This window comes from Erwinia sp. GW821-FHT03D09 (assembly GCF_059420805.1).
On the sequence record NZ_JBWKUK010000001.1, the window covers coordinates 168,108 to 184,225 of the forward strand.

Genomic DNA, 16,118 nt, shown 5'->3' on the forward strand with positions numbered 1-16,118 from the left:
TTGCGTGAGAACAGCGGTAATTATAAGCCAAAAAATTGCCGATCAACGTGCAGCACTTTGAGTCCCATAGTAATGCACTTTCTATTATGGGGCCTTGGTTTAGCAAACAGAGAAATGACCGGGCTTATGGTGCGACCGGGCGTCCGGTGCGACGATCCAGGCAGCGTAACGTATTTGGCTCCCAGTAGGCGTTCACATTCAGGCTTTTTTCGCATCCGTCGCGGGTGTCAAAGGCGCGATCGACTTTATCGAACTCTTTCTCAACGCGATTGTTCACTTTGCCACGCAGGCGATGGGTATCATCCCACTGTTCTTTCTCCTGGCGAGCCTGTTCTTTACTCAACGAGTTATCGCCGTTTTCAATCACCAGACGGTCGGTGCGTGCCATCGCGCTGGGCTGCACGGAAAACAGTGCCGCCAGTAAAACCAGTGGCAGGGTGGTGCGGGTCAGACATTGTTGTAGTGATTTCATCAAAGGTTTCCTTTCTTTACAGACGCGAAGCGGAGATAGCTGCTGTGCAGACATTGTGAACAAGTATATCATCAGCGCCGAAGTGCCCACCAGCGACCCGGTGTGTTCATTGAGGATTCGGAGAGATTTACATCCATGCTAATCACCACTTTGCTGTTTTTTGCCACTGCGCTGGCCGAAATTATTGGCTGCTTCTTACCCTGGCTTTGGTTAAAAAAAGGCGGTTCCCCCTGGCTGCTGCTGCCCGCTGCGCTAAGTTTGATGCTTTTCGTCTGGCTGTTAACTCTGCATCCTGAGGCGAGCGGGCGTGTCTATGCCGCCTACGGTGGCGTGTATGTCATGACGGCGCTGATTTGGCTGCGGGTGGTGGACGGCGTAAAGCTCAGCACATGGGACTGGGTTGGAGCCGCGGTGGCGTTCTGCGGAATGCTGATTATCGTCGCTGGTTGGGGAAAAACGATTTAGCTGCTGACCTGCCCCCATATAAAACGAGGCAGGCAGCAGAGGGGAAATTACGACTTATGCACGCGTAAACCGGCCTGGCTCTGACCAACCGGCATCATTTCCAACGCATTAACGTTGACATGCGCAGGCAGCGTGGCGACCCACCAGACCGCTTCGGTCACATCTTCCGGCGTCAGCGGTTCGGCGCCATCGTAAACGCCATCGGCACGGGCATCATCACCCTTAAAGCGCACGTTAGAAAACTCGGTGCCGCCTACCAGACCCGGCTCAATATCGGTTACGCGAAGTGCGGTGCCGTGCAGATCGGTACGCAGGTTAAAGCTGAACTGACGCACGAAGGCTTTGGTTGCGCCATAGACATTACCACCAGGATACGGCCAGCTTCCGGCAATCGAACCCAGATTGATAATATGACCGATGTTGCGTTCCACCATGCCCGGCAGAATTGCACGCGTCATGTACACCAGCCCTTTATTGTTGGTGTCGATCATATCTTCCCAGTCATCCAGGCTGGCGCGCTGCGCCGGTTCAATACCCAGAGCCAGACCGGCGTTGTTGACCAGAACGTCAATGTTGCGCCACTCGGAGGGCAGGCTCGCAATCGCCTCATCGATGCCTGCGCGGTCACGCACGTCAAGCTTCAGCGTATACACATTTTCACCCAGCTCTTCCTTCAGCGCATCCAGGCGCCCCTGACGGCGGCCGGTCGCAATCACCTGATGGCCCTGCGCGACAAAACGACGGGTAATGCTCTGACCAAAACCAGCGGTCGCGCCGGTAACAAATACGATCATCTCACTGTTCCTCAATACAAAATTGGGCTTCATAACCCGGAAAATTCCACCGTGCAGCGGCGATCACCATACCATCTCAGGGCAGGAGTGATAAGAAGTGAATGGTTATGATTAATAAGAAAATGTCGTACCAGCATGGTGCGAAAGTGACGCACTTTGTATTATTACGGTGCCCGCAGACAGATGAATAATGTCCGATTCAGGAATCCATTTATTGTGAATGGTAAGCAACCGTTTGCGTGGTAAATAGCAAACGGTTGCCTCTGTAGTCTATTTTTTGCGAGGCAAAGATTAAGACTGAATTTATTTTATGTGTCTGATAAATAATCAAATATTTTAATTCCTGGCTGGTACGGTTTTTGCAAAACAGCAGGGCATGCCTCTGCGAAACAGAATGGTCACTCTGTTTTTTTAAAAATAACCAGCACATTTCCCGTAAATTGCGGGACGGATCTTCCGCCGTGCTCCAAGGAATTAATATGCCAGCAACCTGTAGCCACGCCATTCGCGGCAGTTTTTTCGATATTACCCGTACGGTGAGTCAACCGGATGAACTTCTGGACGCCGCCCGTTACATTTAAGACGGACTGCTGTTACTTAACGCAGGAAAAATCTTCTCCCTCAGCCCCTGGCAGGAGGGCAGCTTCCAACTGCCACCGGGCTGCGAGCTGGTGGATTACCGCGGCAAGCTAGTCGTCCCGGGACTTGTCGATACGCATATTCACTATCCGCAGACCGGGATGATCGGTGCCTTTGGCGAGCAGCTGCTCGAGTGGCTGAATCAGTACACCTTCCCGGTGGAAAGCCAGTACCACTGTCCACGGCATTCCGCGCGAATGTCGGCATTCTTCCTCCAGCAGCTGCTGAGCAACGGTACTACTACCGCGCTGGTGTTTGGCACCGTCCACCCTGAATCAGTAGACGCGCTGTTTTCCGCAGTACATGGCCTGGGGATGCGGTTGATTGCCGGTAAAGTGATGATGGATCGCCACGCGCCGGAAGCGGCTGATCGAGACGCCAGAGCAGAGCTACCGGCAGACGCGTGAACTGATTGAACGCTGGCATAACGTTGGTCGCCTGAACTATGCGCTGACGCCGCGTTTTGCCCCGACGTCCTCACCGCAGCTGCTGGAAAAAGTCCGCCAGCTGCGTGAGGAGTTCCCGGATATCTGGCTGCATACCCATCTGAGTGAAAACCCGCAGGAGATCGCCTGGGTGAAAGCGCTGTTCCCGGATAACAGCGACTATCTTGATGTTTATCATCAGTATCAGCTCACAGGCCACCGCAGCCTGTTTGCTCACTGCCTGCATCTTGAAGATCAAGAGTGGGACTGCCTGCACCACACCGATTCCGCCATCGCTTTTTGCCCAACCTCTAATCTGTTCCTCGGCAGTGGATTGTTCGATCTGCAAACCTGCTGGCAGAAAGGGGTGAAAATGGGCGTGGGTACCGATGTGGGTGCCGGCACCACATTCAATATGCTGCAAACTCTCGGCGAGGCTTATAAAGTCGGCCAGCTTCAGCACTATAAACTCCCGGCCTGTGAAGCGTTCTATCATGCAACGCTCGGCGGGGCGAAGGCGGTAGTACGTCGGCAGCTTTATGGTGGGTAAAGATGCGGATTTTGTGGCGATCGATCCGGCAGTGTCCGCGCTGCAAACGCTGCGCCACAGCAACAGTCGCGATATCTGGGAAAAGCTGTTTGTATTGATGACCCTGGGCGATGACCGCAATATCGCCGCAACCAGGGTTGATGGTCGCAGCGTGTGGCAGAGTGAAAAATCCCGGCAGGCAGCATAAGTTAATCCGCAATTAGCAGGTTCAGGCGGACAGGAAGGCATTGCTTCCTGCGTGATTCCACGTTTATTCTGGAAAGTGTGCAACAGGGAGCAGGAGGGCAGGGAAATGCGCAGCAAATCCGCCATTTACGCCATAGCTGTGGCACCGATCGCCAGCGTATCATCTCTGCTGGCGGCAGAATCATTTAAGGAGAATCAACCGATGTCCACCCGCCAGGTCAACCCGTTCAGCCGGGCCAGTACGCTGCCTTATCAGGCGCCGCCTTTCGATCGCATTAGCGACGAGGATTATCGCACCGCGCTGGAAAGCGCTATCGAACAGAAGCGCGCCGAGATCGCTGAGATTGCCACTAATCCGGCGCCGGCCAATTTTGATAATACTTATCTGGCACTGGAAAAGAGCGGTGAAAATCTGCGCCGGGTCTATAACGTTTTCAGCGCGATGACCGCCGGCAACACCAGCGATGAGCTTCAGGCGCTGGACGAGGATATTTCCCCAAGGCTGGCCGCGCTGGATGATGATATTCACCTCAACGCTGCGCTCTTTACCCGGCTGGATACGGTGTACCAGCAGCGCTATCAGCTTGAGCTGGATGACGAATCGTTAAGGCTGGTTGAGGTAACCTGGCAGGCGTTTCAGCTGGCCGGGGCACGGCTGAACGACGCGGAAAAAACCGAACTGAAAGCGCTCAACCAGGAGTCGGCAACGCTCAGCAGCCGCTTTACCCGTCGGCTGTTGGCCGCCACCAAAGCTGGAGGTCTGGCCGTGACCGAGTGCCAGCAGCTTGCCGGACTGAGCGAGGCGGAGATTGCCGTGGCCCGTGCTGCGGCAGAGGCTCGCGGCCTGCCTGCTCAGTGGCTGCTGGCGTTGCAAAACACCACGCAGCAGCCTGCGCTCCAGGCCATCGACGACCGCAGTACCCGTCAGGCGCTGTTTAATTCCGCCTGGACGCGGGCGGAGAAGGGCGATGAATACGACACGCGTGAGGTGATAGCCCGACTGGCGCAGGTGCGCGCCCGGCAGGCGAAACTGCTGGGATTTGACAGTTTTTCCGCCTGGAAAATGCAGGATCAGATGGCGAAAACCCCGCAGGCAGCGCTGGATTTTATGCGCCAGATTGTGCCGGCGGCCAGCACCAGGGCAAAGCGTGAAGCCGACGATATTCAGAAAATAATTACCCGTCAGAATGGCGGTTTTAACCTCGCGCCGTGGGACTGGCTGTACTACGCCGAGCAGGTTCGCCGTGAACAGTATGACCTGGATGACGCGCAGCTCAATCCCTACTTTGAACTGAACAGTGTGCTGGAAAACGGCGTGTTTTATGCCGCAACAGAGCTGTTCGGCATCACCTTCAAACCGCGTGCGGATATCCCGGTATATCATCCTGACGTCAGGGTTTACGAAGTACTGGATAAAGACGACAGCCCGCTGGCGCTGTTCTATACCGACTGGTTCCGCCGGGATAACAAGGGCGGCGGTGCATGGATGGGCAACTTCGTTGAGCAATCCACACTGCTGGGTACAAAACCGGTCATTTACAACGTCGCAAACTACACTAAACCGGCGGAAGGGCATCCGGCGCTGCTTTCGTGGGATGATGTGATCACGCTGTTCCACGAATTCGGCCACGCGCTGCACAGCATCTTTGCCGAACAGCGCTATGCCAGCCTTTCCGGCACCAATACGCCGCGCGATTTTGTCGAGTTTCCGTCGCAGATTAACGAACACTGGGCCAGCAATGATCGGGTGTTTAACCACTACGCGCGCCACTATCAAACCGGCGAACCGATGCCCGCCGCTCTGCGTCAGCGGATGCAGGCTGCCAGCAAATTCAATAAAGGCTACGACATGAGCGAGCTGCTGGCGGCGGCGTTACTTGACCAGCACTGGCACCTGCTGGCAGCCGATGAACCTCTGCAACAGGCTGACATTATTGAACAACGGGCGCTACAGCAGGAAGGGCTGGATTTGCCTGCGGTGCCGCCGCGCTATCGTTCCAGCTATTTCCAGCACATTTGGGGCAACGGCTATGCCGCCGGTTACTATGCTTATTTGTGGACGCAGATGCTGGCGGACGATGGTTACGCCTGGTTTGAGCAGCACGGCGGGCTGACCGCGGAAAACGGGCAGCGTTTCCGCGAGATGATCCTCTCGCGCGGCAACAGCAGCGATTTGCAGCAGCTGTTCCACCGCTGGCTGGAACGTGAACCGCAAATCGAACCGATGCTGCACCATCGTGGGCTCAAATAGCACCTGCAACGGCGGCGCGAAAAGCGTCGCCATACTCATTCCCGGAGGGAAATATGGCCATTGTCGCCTGTCTGCATGCGGCCAGAAGCAATATTGACGTTTTTGAACAGGCTCTGCTGGCGCTGGATTACCCGGACGTTGAACTACTGCACCGTGTAGAAAACGAACTGTTTGAGCGCGCGGTCGCGCAAAATGAAGTGACGGCCGATATTACCATGGCAACCCGGCAGGCCATCAGCGAACTGTGTGAACAGGCGGACGTGGTGATCGTCACCTGTACCACACTGGGTGTGGCGGCCTTTGAAACCGAGTTCAGCAAGCCGGTGCTGCGCGTTGATGCTACCCTCGCTAAAGTGTCCTCACGCTATCACGGTACGATCCTGGTTCTCTGCACTGCCAGTTCGACACTTGAATCCACGACCCGACTGTTCAGCGCCTTTATTCCGGGTGAGCGCCTGGTGGTGGAGCTGATCCCGCGTGCGTGGGCGTGGTTTAATCAGGGCGATATTGCCGGTTATCATCAGGTTATCGCCGATTATATTCGCCAGCGGCCGGAATGCGCGCTCGGCTGTATTGTTCTGGCTCAGGCTTCCATGAGCGGAGCCGAAAAGTTAATCCATACCACGCTGTCGGTATTGAGCGGCCCGCAGGTCAGCCTGCAGGCCGCGATTGACAGCATTGCCTGATTACGGCTGTACCAGCCTGGCAGCAATGGTCCGCCGTTGCAGCCAGGCATACAGTGCCACCGCCAGCGTACAAAGTGCCAGCGCTGGCGATTGCGGTGGGAATTTTTGTTTCATGGGTTGGTGGGCGCGGCGTCATGCTGATGAGCAGCCAGCCGACTATCGTCGGCGGACTGCTGATTGGCACCATTATTGGCGTTTCGCGGCGTTCCGGTAGGACCACTGATTGCGGCCGGTCTGGTTTCGCTACTAATTGGTAAGTTCTGACTCGGGTAAGTGTGCAATCGTTACCGATCGTCGTCATAAACCGAAGAGGGATGGCGGCACAGCGCCTGCACGTTTATCTGCATGTAGGAATAGAGGGGCAGTGCGCTTAACAGTTCGTGCAATTCTTCAGCATCGCTTACGTCAAATATGCTGATATTGGCGTAGCTGCCCACAATGCGCCAGAGATGGCGCCATTTACCCTCTCGCTGTAACCTGTGTGAATAGTCTCTCTCGCGCTGTTTAATATCGCTGGCTTCGGCCTTGGTGATTGACGCTGGCAGATTGACAGCCATTTCTACTTTAAACAACATACACAGCTCCTTTTTGCCTGGATTCGCCTGATTATCCCCGGACAGCCTTGTCTGCTTCCGGCTTTCTGCAACGCGTATTCACCATAACATCCTTCGCAGGTACGTTATCGCGCATTTCCTGCCGCATAATATCGGCGACGTTGTCGCGCTGTGCTATTCTGCCGCCCATCCCATTCCGCATGCAGAGAATACCGTGAGTACAAAACAGGATAAGCGTAAAAAACGCGCGAAAGAAAAAGCGAAACAGGCCAATAAAAGCCGTGCACATGGCCGCAAACTTGATGCAATTGGCCGCCAGAACTATGAAGCAACGCCGGAAATGGTTGAACTGTTTAACACGCTGCCTGCGCTGGACGAAAGCGGTGATATGCCCTTCGTCAACGCCGTCTACGACTGGTCACTGGCCGAGTATCAGTTTGACGGCGAAAATGAGGAAGGAGAGGCGTTGCAGGTTGCCGCGCTGTGCGTGATGTATATTCACTGGGTAACCAGCGGTGGCGCAACCACTCTGGTGCAGAACGAGCTGATTGAAGCAGCGCTGCGCCTGGTGGAAGAGAACGAAGCCTTTAAGCAGCGTTATCAGGCGGCGCAAGAAGCGGCTAAAAACGCCTAAAAAAAGGGCAGGTTCCGCATGGAACCTGCCAGTCATCTTGCCAACCCTACTTCATGATCCACCTCCCTTCTTATCCGGCATGGCTGTGCTGGTCAGCACCACGCCAGTCAAGAGGGCGGTTTTGTTTATCTCTTACCGTACTTGCTGGTGTATGCCGTCAGGCTGTCCATTGAATCTGTGGCGATTTGCCACAGATCGTCTTCCCAGTGCGTTGGGCTGAGCAGCTCCGGGCACCATACGCCGCTGTAGCCGGTTTTGTTAACCGCAGCCACCCAGCGATCGATATCGACCTCACCTTCACCCGGCTGATAGTTGCGCTGGACGCGTTCATCTCCAGCGTTCCGCCGTGCTCCAGGTAACGGAACAGGTGTTCCGGCAGCAGTTCCAGTGCATCAAAGCCGGTTGCATGGGCGATACGCAGTTGGGTGACCGCGTTAGAATGTAAAACGGAAACGCCATGCAAAGCTTTTTTCATCGGTCATCTCTTATTCTGATTGCTTCAATGCGCGACGAGGCTGAATGATATCTATCAATAAAAATTGATAGTTTTGATGGCTTTACATCATCCATTGCCTTCCATCATTAACTGACGTCTGGCGGCCTGCGAATGGAGACAGCCTAAAGTTAAAGGAATTTAAATTCCATTTAATATATAAATGAAATATAACTTCTTTGAAGTAGATCATGTTTTGCCATGGCGTTATCGCCTGAATGATAGGTGATGATAGAAAACATCATTACCTATCATCGATGACGGCGATGTGAATCGCGTAGTACAACCCTGCCGGGATAAAGCGTGTTGTTTTCTTCACTCCAGGGTGAGGTCAGACGACGCACCGCATCGGGTACCAGTTCGGAAAAGGGTTGACCGCAGGTTGTCAGGCAATAGCTTTCGGATGCGGCCAGCTCAATACCGTCAAAGCCAACAATGCCAACCGAATGTGAGGGGCCGGCTGCCCGCAAGGCCTCAATTGCCCCGATGGCCAGAATGTCATTTTCACAAAACAGGGCATCAATCCGCCGGTCTGCGCTGGCCTGACGTAAATAACTGATGAAGGTATGATAGCCGCTGATTCGCTGATAGTGATTGGCATGCAGCATCGTGATTCGTGCTTCATCAACGCCCAGTTCCAGCAGACGGTCACGGTAGCCGTCAAAGCGTAACAGTTGGCTGGGGTCGGTATCCGGGCCTTTCATGTAGCCAAAGCGACGAAACCCCTCACCGTGCAGCAGTGCAGCCATAGCAACACCGGCCTGGTAAACAGGAACCATCGGCGAATAATTGAGAGGGGAAGGGCCTGAGTTGCCGTGCTGAAATGAAGCAGATGGCTCAACAGGGGCGGGAAACCGCCCCAAAGTTGATAAATCAGCCCGGATAGATACCGCGATCTTTACGCGCCATCAGAATACGTTCACAGGCCACAATATAGGCCGATGTACGCAGACTGCACTCTTTCTCACGCGCTTTGTCCCAGACGTGGATCATCGCCTCGGTCATGATTTTATCCATGCGCTCGTTAATTTCGTCTTCGCTCCAGAAGAAGCTGGCCATATCCTGCACCCACTCAAAGTAGCTGACGGTTACGCCCCCGGCGTTACAGATAACGTCCGGTACTACGGTTACGCCACGTTCGGCCAGTACATCATCCGCTTCCGGGAAGGTTGGGCCGTTAGCGCCTTCCAGCACCAGACGGCATTGCAGCTTCTCGGCGCGCTGACGGGTGATTTGCCCTTCCAGTGCGGCCGGGATCAGGATATCCATCTCCACATCCCAGAAAGCGTCATCGCTAATCACATCGGCCCCGGTGAAGCCGGCAATTTTCTTATGGGTGGCCTGCCATTCGGTCAGGGCAGCCAGATCGATACCCTGCGCGTTAAACAGCGTAGCGGTGTGATCCTGAATGGCCACTACATGGCCGCCGGCGCTGGCAAACAGGCGCGCGGCCTCGCTGCCAACGTTACCAAAGCCCTGTACGGCAATTCTTGCGCCTTCCAGTTCGATGCCGCTGCGGCGGGCTACTTCACGGCCGGTAATAAATACGCCACGTCCGGTCGCTTTTTCACGGCCCAGGGAGCCACCAAGATGGATCGGCTTACCGGTCACGACGCCGGTAATGGTGGTGCCGTGATTCATGGAGTAAGTATCCATCATCCAGGCCATCACCTTGCCGTTGGTACCAACATCGGGTGCGGGAATATCTTTCTGCGGCCCGATAATCAGGCCGATTTCGCTGGTGTAGCGACGGGTGAGGCGCTCGAGTTCTCCTTCGGACAGAGCGAAAGGATCGACGCGAATGCCGCCTTTTGCGCCGCCATAAGGCAGGTTGACCGCGGCACATTTAATGGTCATCCAGGCGGACAGCGCCATCACTTCATTCAGGTCAACATTGGGATGGTAGCGCACGCCACCTTTTCCCGGACCGCGTGAGAGGTTGTGCTGCACGCGGAAGCCTTCGAAGTGACGAATGGTACCGTCATCCATCTGGAGGGGAATATCGACGATCAGCGCACGCTTGGGATGGCGCAGGGTATCAATCCAGCGCGACAGTTCACCAAGGTAGGGGGCCACGCGATCAATTTGCTGAAGGTAGGTTGACCAGGCTGTCTTGCTGCCTTCAGATACGTAAGATAGCTTTTCCATAACAAACCTTTATTTTATTAGCTCCGCTTTGTCGGTGATGATTAATACACCGGCGCGCGATGCTTAGTTATAACTACTAATTACCGTGGATTGCTCAGGACATCTCACTGAGCTGCCATCAATTTAACACCAAAAAAAAGTTTCAAACTTATTAAATAATTGTAAATTGCTTCGTTTTGGTGCAAAAAAACCGCCTGAAACTGCATAGTTACCCTCGGCGTACAGGCAGAGTTGCTTAACGGGCGGTTTTCAGCTGATAGTTATGCATGTAAACTGCATATTGCTATTTTTATTATATTTTTCAGAAATTTGAATGCGATCATACTTTGATGTTTGCGCCCGTCTGCATCCCCGGAACACATGAACTGAGTAACCGGCCACGCGTCTTCAGGAGAAGAAACTATGTTATCGGACGTTAAAAGCCTTAAGCAGGACTTTCCACTGCTAAATGATTTATGCGCGCTACAACCAGTAACCTGGTTCAATCCTCACTACACCAGTATGCAGAACGGTTATCCCTACGTGGGTCTGAGTGCCGAACAGGTGGCCGATGCAGCGGCAAGGCTTGATCGTTTTGCTCCGTGGCTGACGATCGCTTTCCCGGAAACTCAGGCGAGCGGCGGTATTATTGAATCCCCAGTCTGCCCACTGCCTGTTTTGCAACCGGTGTTAGACGTGCGTTATGGCCAGCGGCTGGCGGGGAAACTGTGGCTGAAAAAAGACAGTCATCTGCCGGTGTCCGGATCGATCAAAGCGCGCGGTGGTATTTATGAAGTGCTGGCGCATGCGGAGAAGCTGGCGATCGAGGCCGGATTACTGACGCAACAGGATGATTACGCCCGCCTGGCACAGCCCGAATTTCGCCAGTTCTTTAGCCAGCACCGTATCGCGGTGGGTTCCACCGGCAATCTTGGATTGTCGATCGGTATTATCAGCGCCGCGCTTGGATTCAACGTTACTGTTCATATGTCTGCTGACGCGCGCGCATGGAAAAAGCAGAAGCTACGCAGCCACGGCGTGACCGTGGTGGAGTACGATCAGGATTACGGCGTGGCGGTGGCGGAAGGGCGACGACAGGCGGCAGCGGACGAGCGCTGTTTCTTTATAGACGATGAAAATTCGCACAATCTTTTCCTGGGCTATGCGGTGGCGGGAGATCGACTTAAGCAGCAGCTGGCTGCGCAGCAAGTCATTGTTGATAGTGAACATCCCCTGTTCGTTTATCTGCCGTGCGGCGTTGGCGGCGGTCCCGGCGGGGTAGCGTTTGGTCTCAAGCTGGCGTTTGGCGATAACGTCCACTGCATCTTCGCGGAGCCAACGCACTCTCCCTGCATGCTGCTGGGCGTGCACACCGGCTTGCATGATGAAATTTCGGTTCAGGATCTGGGGATTGATAACGTTACGGCGGCAGACGGGCTGGCCGTAGGGCGCGCTTCCGGTTTTGTTGGCCGGGCGATGGAACGGTTGCTGAGCGCATTTTATACTCTCAGTGACGATGAGATGTACGTGCTGCTGGGACTAATGTATCGCCATCAGCAGCTGGCGCTTGAACCCTCGGCGCTGGCAGGTATGGCTGGCCCGTGGCGGTTGTCCGCGCAGACTGAACAACTGGTAAAACAGGGGATTTCAGTTCGGGCGATGTCCGGCGCAACACATCTGGTATGGGCCACCGGCGGTGGCATGGTGCCGCCGGATGAAATGGCGAAGTACCTTGCTACTGCTGCAATAGCGCTCAAAGAGTAAACAATCACCGCATTCAGAGTCGGCGGTCGGGCGATAAGAACGCATCTGGGCTTTGCCTGGAACGGCAGAAGCGGTATTCTAGCGCCCTTAGTTTTTAGTTTAATGAAAAACTTAACGAAAAGTTTCTACATTGAGGTCTACATGATTATTAAACCACGCATCCGTGGCTTCATCTGTGTTACTGCCCACCCCGCGGGTTGTAAAGCTAACGTCAAAAAACAGATTGATTACGTCACGGCTCAGGGCGCAATTGCTTCCGGCCCGAAAAAAGTTCTGGTGATCGGTGCCTCAACGGGTTACGGGCTTGCGGCGCGCATTTCTGCGGCTTTCGGCTGCGATGCAGACACGCTGGGTGTGTTCTTCGAGCGTCCGGGCGAAGAGAGCAAGCCTGCTACCGCCGGCTGGTATAACTCTGCCGCGTTTGAAGAGTTTGCCACCGCGAAAGGCCTGTATGCGAAAAGCATCAACGGTGACGCTTACTCTGATGCCGTTAAACAAAAAACCATTGAACTGATCAAACAGGATCTCGGTCAGGTTGATCTGGTGGTGTACAGCCTGGCTGCACCGCGTCGTACCCATCCAACCACCGGTGAAGTGTTCAATTCGACCCTGAAACCAATCGGAAAATCGCTGGTGACTCGCGGTCTGAATACCGATAAAGAAACCATTAACGATGTGGCGCTGGAACCGGCTTCTCAGGAAGAGATCGACGGCACCGTCGCGGTCATGGGTGGCGAAGACTGGCAGATGTGGATCGATGCACTGCTGGAAGCGGGCGTGCTGGCTGACGGCGCGAAAACCACCGCGTTCACCTACCTGGGCGAGAAAATCACCCACGATATCTACTGGAACGGCTCTATCGGCGAAGCGAAAAAGGATCTGGACAAGCGCGTTCTGACTCTTCGCGACACTCTGGCCGCTCACGGTAAAGGCGATGCGCGCGTTTCCGTGTTGAAAGCGGTAGTGACTCAGGCCAGCTCGGCGATCCCGGTGATGCCACTGTATCTGTCACTGCTGTTTAAAGTCATGAAAGAGAAAGGCACCCACGAAGGCTGCATCGAGCAGGTTTACGGCCTGTTCAAGGACAGCCTGTACAATGCCTCGCCGATTCTGGATGAAACAGGGCGCCTGCGCGCTGACTATAAAGAGCTGGCACCGGAAGTGCAGGAAGAAGTTACCCGCCTGTGGTCCGTGGTGACCGACGAAAATCTGAACGAGCTGACTGACTTTGCTGGCTATAAAGCCGAGTTTATGCACCTGTTCGGTTTCGGCCTGGAAGGCGTTGACTATGCAGCTGACGTGAATCCGGATGTAAAAATCAACAATCTGGTGCAGATGTAAATCCTGCGCGGATGAGTGAACAGTGCTGCGGTTGATTTAAAAAAAACGCTTCACTGTTCACCGTGATCGACCGCCATCGGCTTAAAGATGGCGGTTTTTTTTCGCCTGGTGATATACAGCCAGCGAGATGAACACCAGCGACAGCACCACCGACAGGGCTGCCGTCAGCAGCATAGTACCGGTTTGACCGCCGGAATTTTCCAGCAAATAACCGGCTATTGATGGCCCCAGCGCCTGACCGCCGCCGATAACCAGGTTGATCGCGTTCATCAGTTTACCATTGTTATCCAACGCCGCCACCCGCGACAGAATAAACGGCAGGACGAAAATCCAGGAAAACTCAAACAGCACCGCCGCCAGTGCGAATCGTACGCTGAGCGGATGATGGCTGAACAGCGCAATCCCCACCAGTAATAATACGTATCCCAGCCGTAATAAAAACCGGCTGTGGCTGTGTGAAGACAGTGCTGCAGTGATGCAGGCACCGATCATGCCGAACACCGTAGCAACCGCCAGTATCTGCCCGCTGTGAATACGATCCAGCCCGGCATCTGCCGCAATCGTTCCGCTAAATGCCCAGACGGCGCTTTGTCCGGTATAGAACAGCAGCACTGCCAGCGCCGCCAGCAGCCCGGGCATATAAGGCCCGGCGATATTCTTCGTTACCAGGCGGGGAACGTCGCAAGGCTCATCGCGCCCAGCTCCGTTGAGAACAGAAAACCGATGTAAGAAGGAGAAAGATGTAGCTGCACCGACAGCTGTGCGGCAATAGCGGGGGCGGTCATCAGGCCCCCGGGGGCAAGTGCGGCAAAGGCGACAATAGCGGACAGTAGCCGTCGCGATGGGAGAGCGGGGGATTTCTGCATGATGGCGTTCCCTGCGGAGCATTTCGTGCAGTATCGATTTTCAAACGCGCGGAGCGCTATCGTTCAAAAGAACGATACCGGCTAACAGGGTGGCCTGCCCGCACCTGCGCATAAGTATCGCCAGTAAGCGAATTAACAAACAAAGATAGTTCGTATCAGAATTTTTTAAAAAGCCACCGGCTTTAAGGTTGAGTAAGTAGATAATTTGCGACATTTTTTGCTATTATCACTTCGCTTCCTTGCAGGTGGAAAATCGCAAAGTAAAACTAAGCCTGCTACGGGTCTTTAACTGTGTGCAACGGATGGATTTTGCACTGTTACCCCTTCTCCTGTGAAAGCAGGAACGCAATCTGGTGATGATATGAATAAATTAGTTCCAGCGCTGATGATGGCTTTCTTAGTCACGGGTTGTGCTGTTCATCCACAACCGCGCGTTGCCCCGCCACTGCCTCCACCGCCTCCACAGCCGGTTGTGGAAAAACCAACCCTGAGCGCATTTGATGCTCGCGTAGGGCAGTGTCGTGATGAGCTGGATGCGATGCAATCTTACAACGTGACGGTTTATCAGCAGTACCGCCAGCGTTTCGATCGCATTAACGGTCAGCTGAATAAGTACATGGAAATTCGTGGCAAAATTGGCAGCGACATTGACGATATCGCCTTACCAAAATATCAGTTTAATCTGCGCAATCTCTGCTTCGATATCCGCAGCGAACTGACCCGTCAGATCGTGAAAGAAGTCTGATAGTCTACGCGGCAGCATCACGCTGCCGCGTTGTTCACTGGCTGTTCTCCCGCGTATACAGTACAAATTCTATCTTGCCTTCCGCGTACTCGTCCGGCCTGTTTTGCTGCTCCAGATATTTCAGCATCAGCGCCATTGAGCGCTGAGCAAGTTCCCGCGTATTCTGATCGAGCGCCAGCGCCAGTGCATCCTGCGCCAGCAGCGCGCGGGTGGTGGGATACAGCTCATGGGTGATAAACACCGCTTTATTCAGCAGCCGATAGCGTGCCAGCGCCTCGCCGATTTCGCGATTTCCCAGCCCGGTGTTGTAAACTCCGTGAATGGTTTTACTCTCGTACAGCTGCTGCTCCAGCAAACGGCTGACCTGCTGGCGATCGTCCAGTGCGGCCAGCACCTTATGCACGCGCAGATGAGGAAACTGGCTGGAGAGTACCGCGCTGAATCCTTCCACCCGCTGCCGGTGCGCCAGGTAATCCATTCGCCCGCTGATGATAATCACCTCGCCCGGCCCGTTGATCATTTTCCCCATCAGCAGCCCGGCGGTGCGCCCGGCCTGTAGCTGATTAATCCCGACATGGCACAGGCGTTTTGCCCCAGGAAGATCGGTGGCCAGCGTGATCACCGGCACGTTGCGCTGATAACAGTGCTCAAGCGCGGCATAGATCGCCTGGTGCTCGTGAGCAAATACAATGATGCCGTCGCGCTGTTCGCTGGCCTTGACGATCTGCGCCGCCAGCAGTTCCGGGTTATCCTCGGCAATCAGCGTGCGGTGCAGCGTCACCTGGCCATAACCCAGCTGGCCGGCAAGGTTACTGAAGTCCTGACTCAGCTGGCTGAAGAAAAACGCATCGCTGCTGCTGAGTAACAGCGCAATCTGCCACGGCTGGCGGTGTGCGTCCGGCAAAATACGCTTCAGACCCGCTTCCCTTGCTGCCTGTAATACCCGGTGGGTTGTGGTCGGGGAGACGCCGCCGCGCTCGTTAAGTACGCGATCGACGGTCGCGACTCCCACGCCAACCTGCCTGGCCAGCTCTTCCAGCGTGATCTTCTTCACTCTTTTCTCCGCATGATGGAATTCCATCAAAAAGTCGATTCAGCCAGTATATTCACTGGCGCTATCCTGGCA

Annotated in this window: 14 protein-coding genes and 3 pseudogenes; 9 read left to right on the forward strand and 8 right to left on the reverse strand. The window is 54.7% G+C overall.

From position 1 onward, the window contains the following. Window positions 1–124: 124 nt before the first annotated feature. Window positions 125–472, reverse strand: a complete 348-nt coding sequence (locus AC07U6_RS00870; protein WP_494762654.1) for a DUF1283 family protein — start codon at window positions 470–472, stop codon at window positions 125–127. A gap of 135 nt (window positions 473–607) precedes the next feature. Between AC07U6_RS00870 and AC07U6_RS00875 the strand changes: the two genes are divergently transcribed. Beyond that, complete coding sequence (locus AC07U6_RS00875; protein ID WP_494762655.1) at window positions 608–937, forward strand: YnfA family protein; 330 nt, start codon at window positions 608–610, stop codon at window positions 935–937. Between the two features lie 47 nt (window positions 938–984). Here AC07U6_RS00875 and ydfG read toward each other — a convergent pair whose 3' ends face one another. Beyond that, window positions 985–1,731: a bifunctional NADP-dependent 3-hydroxy acid dehydrogenase/3-hydroxypropionate dehydrogenase YdfG gene (ydfG, locus tag AC07U6_RS00880; RefSeq protein ID WP_494762656.1), complete on the reverse strand. Its 747-nt coding sequence runs from the start codon at window positions 1,729–1,731 to the stop codon at window positions 985–987. A gap of 479 nt (window positions 1,732–2,210) precedes the next feature. On the opposite strand from ydfG, the pseudogene guaD reads away from it, so the two are divergent. The 4 genes and pseudogenes from guaD to AC07U6_RS00900 form a co-directional block, all read left to right on the forward strand. Further along, window positions 2,211–3,532: pseudogene (guaD, locus tag AC07U6_RS00885) on the forward strand (guanine deaminase). 201 nt (window positions 3,533–3,733) lie between these two features. Further along, complete coding sequence (gene dcp / locus AC07U6_RS00890) at window positions 3,734–5,782, forward strand: peptidyl-dipeptidase Dcp (protein WP_494764488.1); 2,049 nt, start codon at window positions 3,734–3,736, stop codon at window positions 5,780–5,782. Window positions 5,783–5,835: 53 nt separating this feature from the next. Further along, complete coding sequence (locus tag AC07U6_RS00895; protein WP_494762657.1) at window positions 5,836–6,468, forward strand: hypothetical protein; 633 nt, start codon at window positions 5,836–5,838, stop codon at window positions 6,466–6,468. An 83-nt stretch (window positions 6,469–6,551) separates the two neighbouring features. Then, window positions 6,552–6,732, forward strand: a pseudogene (locus tag AC07U6_RS00900) (DUF441 family protein); the annotation flags it as partial. A gap of 20 nt (window positions 6,733–6,752) precedes the next feature. Here AC07U6_RS00900 and catC read toward each other — a convergent pair. After that, window positions 6,753–7,043, reverse strand: a complete 291-nt coding sequence (catC, locus tag AC07U6_RS00905) for a muconolactone Delta-isomerase (RefSeq protein ID WP_494762658.1) — start codon at window positions 7,041–7,043, stop codon at window positions 6,753–6,755. Window positions 7,044–7,236: 193 nt separating this feature from the next. Here catC and AC07U6_RS00910 point away from each other — a divergent pair, with 193 nt between their 5' ends. After that, window positions 7,237–7,656: a hypothetical protein gene (locus AC07U6_RS00910; RefSeq protein ID WP_494762659.1), complete on the forward strand. Its 420-nt coding sequence runs from the start codon at window positions 7,237–7,239 to the stop codon at window positions 7,654–7,656. Between the two features lie 125 nt (window positions 7,657–7,781). On the opposite strand, the gene AC07U6_RS00915 is transcribed toward AC07U6_RS00910, so the two are convergent. The 3 genes from AC07U6_RS00915 to AC07U6_RS00925 all read right to left on the reverse strand — a co-directional run bounded on the left by AC07U6_RS00915 (window position 7,782) and on the right by AC07U6_RS00925 (window position 10,297). Then, a complete protein-coding gene (locus AC07U6_RS00915; RefSeq protein WP_494762660.1) occupies window positions 7,782–7,928 on the reverse strand; it encodes a hypothetical protein in 147 nt (48 codons plus the stop codon). A gap of 472 nt (window positions 7,929–8,400) precedes the next feature. Next, window positions 8,401–8,898 carry a substrate-binding domain-containing protein gene (locus tag AC07U6_RS00920; protein ID WP_494762661.1) on the reverse strand — a complete coding sequence of 166 codons (498 nt, stop codon included), beginning with the start codon at window positions 8,896–8,898 and terminating at the stop codon, window positions 8,401–8,403. Window positions 8,899–9,022: 124 nt separating this feature from the next. Further along, window positions 9,023–10,297, reverse strand: a complete 1,275-nt coding sequence (locus tag AC07U6_RS00925) for a Glu/Leu/Phe/Val family dehydrogenase (protein WP_494762662.1) — start codon at window positions 10,295–10,297, stop codon at window positions 9,023–9,025. Window positions 10,298–10,699: 402 nt separating this feature from the next. On the opposite strand from AC07U6_RS00925, the gene dsdA reads away from it, so the two are divergent. Together dsdA and fabV are read left to right on the forward strand one after the other, a co-directional pair. After that, window positions 10,700–12,040, forward strand: a complete 1,341-nt coding sequence (dsdA, locus tag AC07U6_RS00930) for a D-serine ammonia-lyase (protein ID WP_494762663.1) — start codon at window positions 10,700–10,702, stop codon at window positions 12,038–12,040. Between the two features lie 141 nt (window positions 12,041–12,181). Beyond that, window positions 12,182–13,381 (forward strand): enoyl-ACP reductase FabV, encoded by a 1,200-nt coding sequence (fabV, locus tag AC07U6_RS00935; protein ID WP_494762664.1) that lies wholly within the window; start codon window positions 12,182–12,184, stop codon window positions 13,379–13,381. Window positions 13,382–13,462: 81 nt separating this feature from the next. Here fabV and AC07U6_RS00940 read toward each other — a convergent pair. Then, a pseudogene (locus tag AC07U6_RS00940) lies at window positions 13,463–14,247 on the reverse strand (MFS transporter). Window positions 14,248–14,608: 361 nt separating this feature from the next. Between AC07U6_RS00940 and AC07U6_RS00945 the strand changes: the two are divergent. Continuing rightward, window positions 14,609–14,992 (forward strand): YuaE family lipoprotein, encoded by a 384-nt coding sequence (locus AC07U6_RS00945; protein ID WP_494762665.1) that lies wholly within the window; start codon window positions 14,609–14,611, stop codon window positions 14,990–14,992. Between the two features lie 34 nt (window positions 14,993–15,026). Here the strand turns inward: AC07U6_RS00945 and AC07U6_RS00950 are convergent, their stop codons facing one another. Beyond that, window positions 15,027–16,046, reverse strand: coding sequence for a LacI family DNA-binding transcriptional regulator (locus AC07U6_RS00950; RefSeq protein WP_494762666.1), 1,020 nt, complete (start codon window positions 16,044–16,046; stop codon window positions 15,027–15,029). Between the last annotated feature and the right edge of the window lie 72 nt (window positions 16,047–16,118).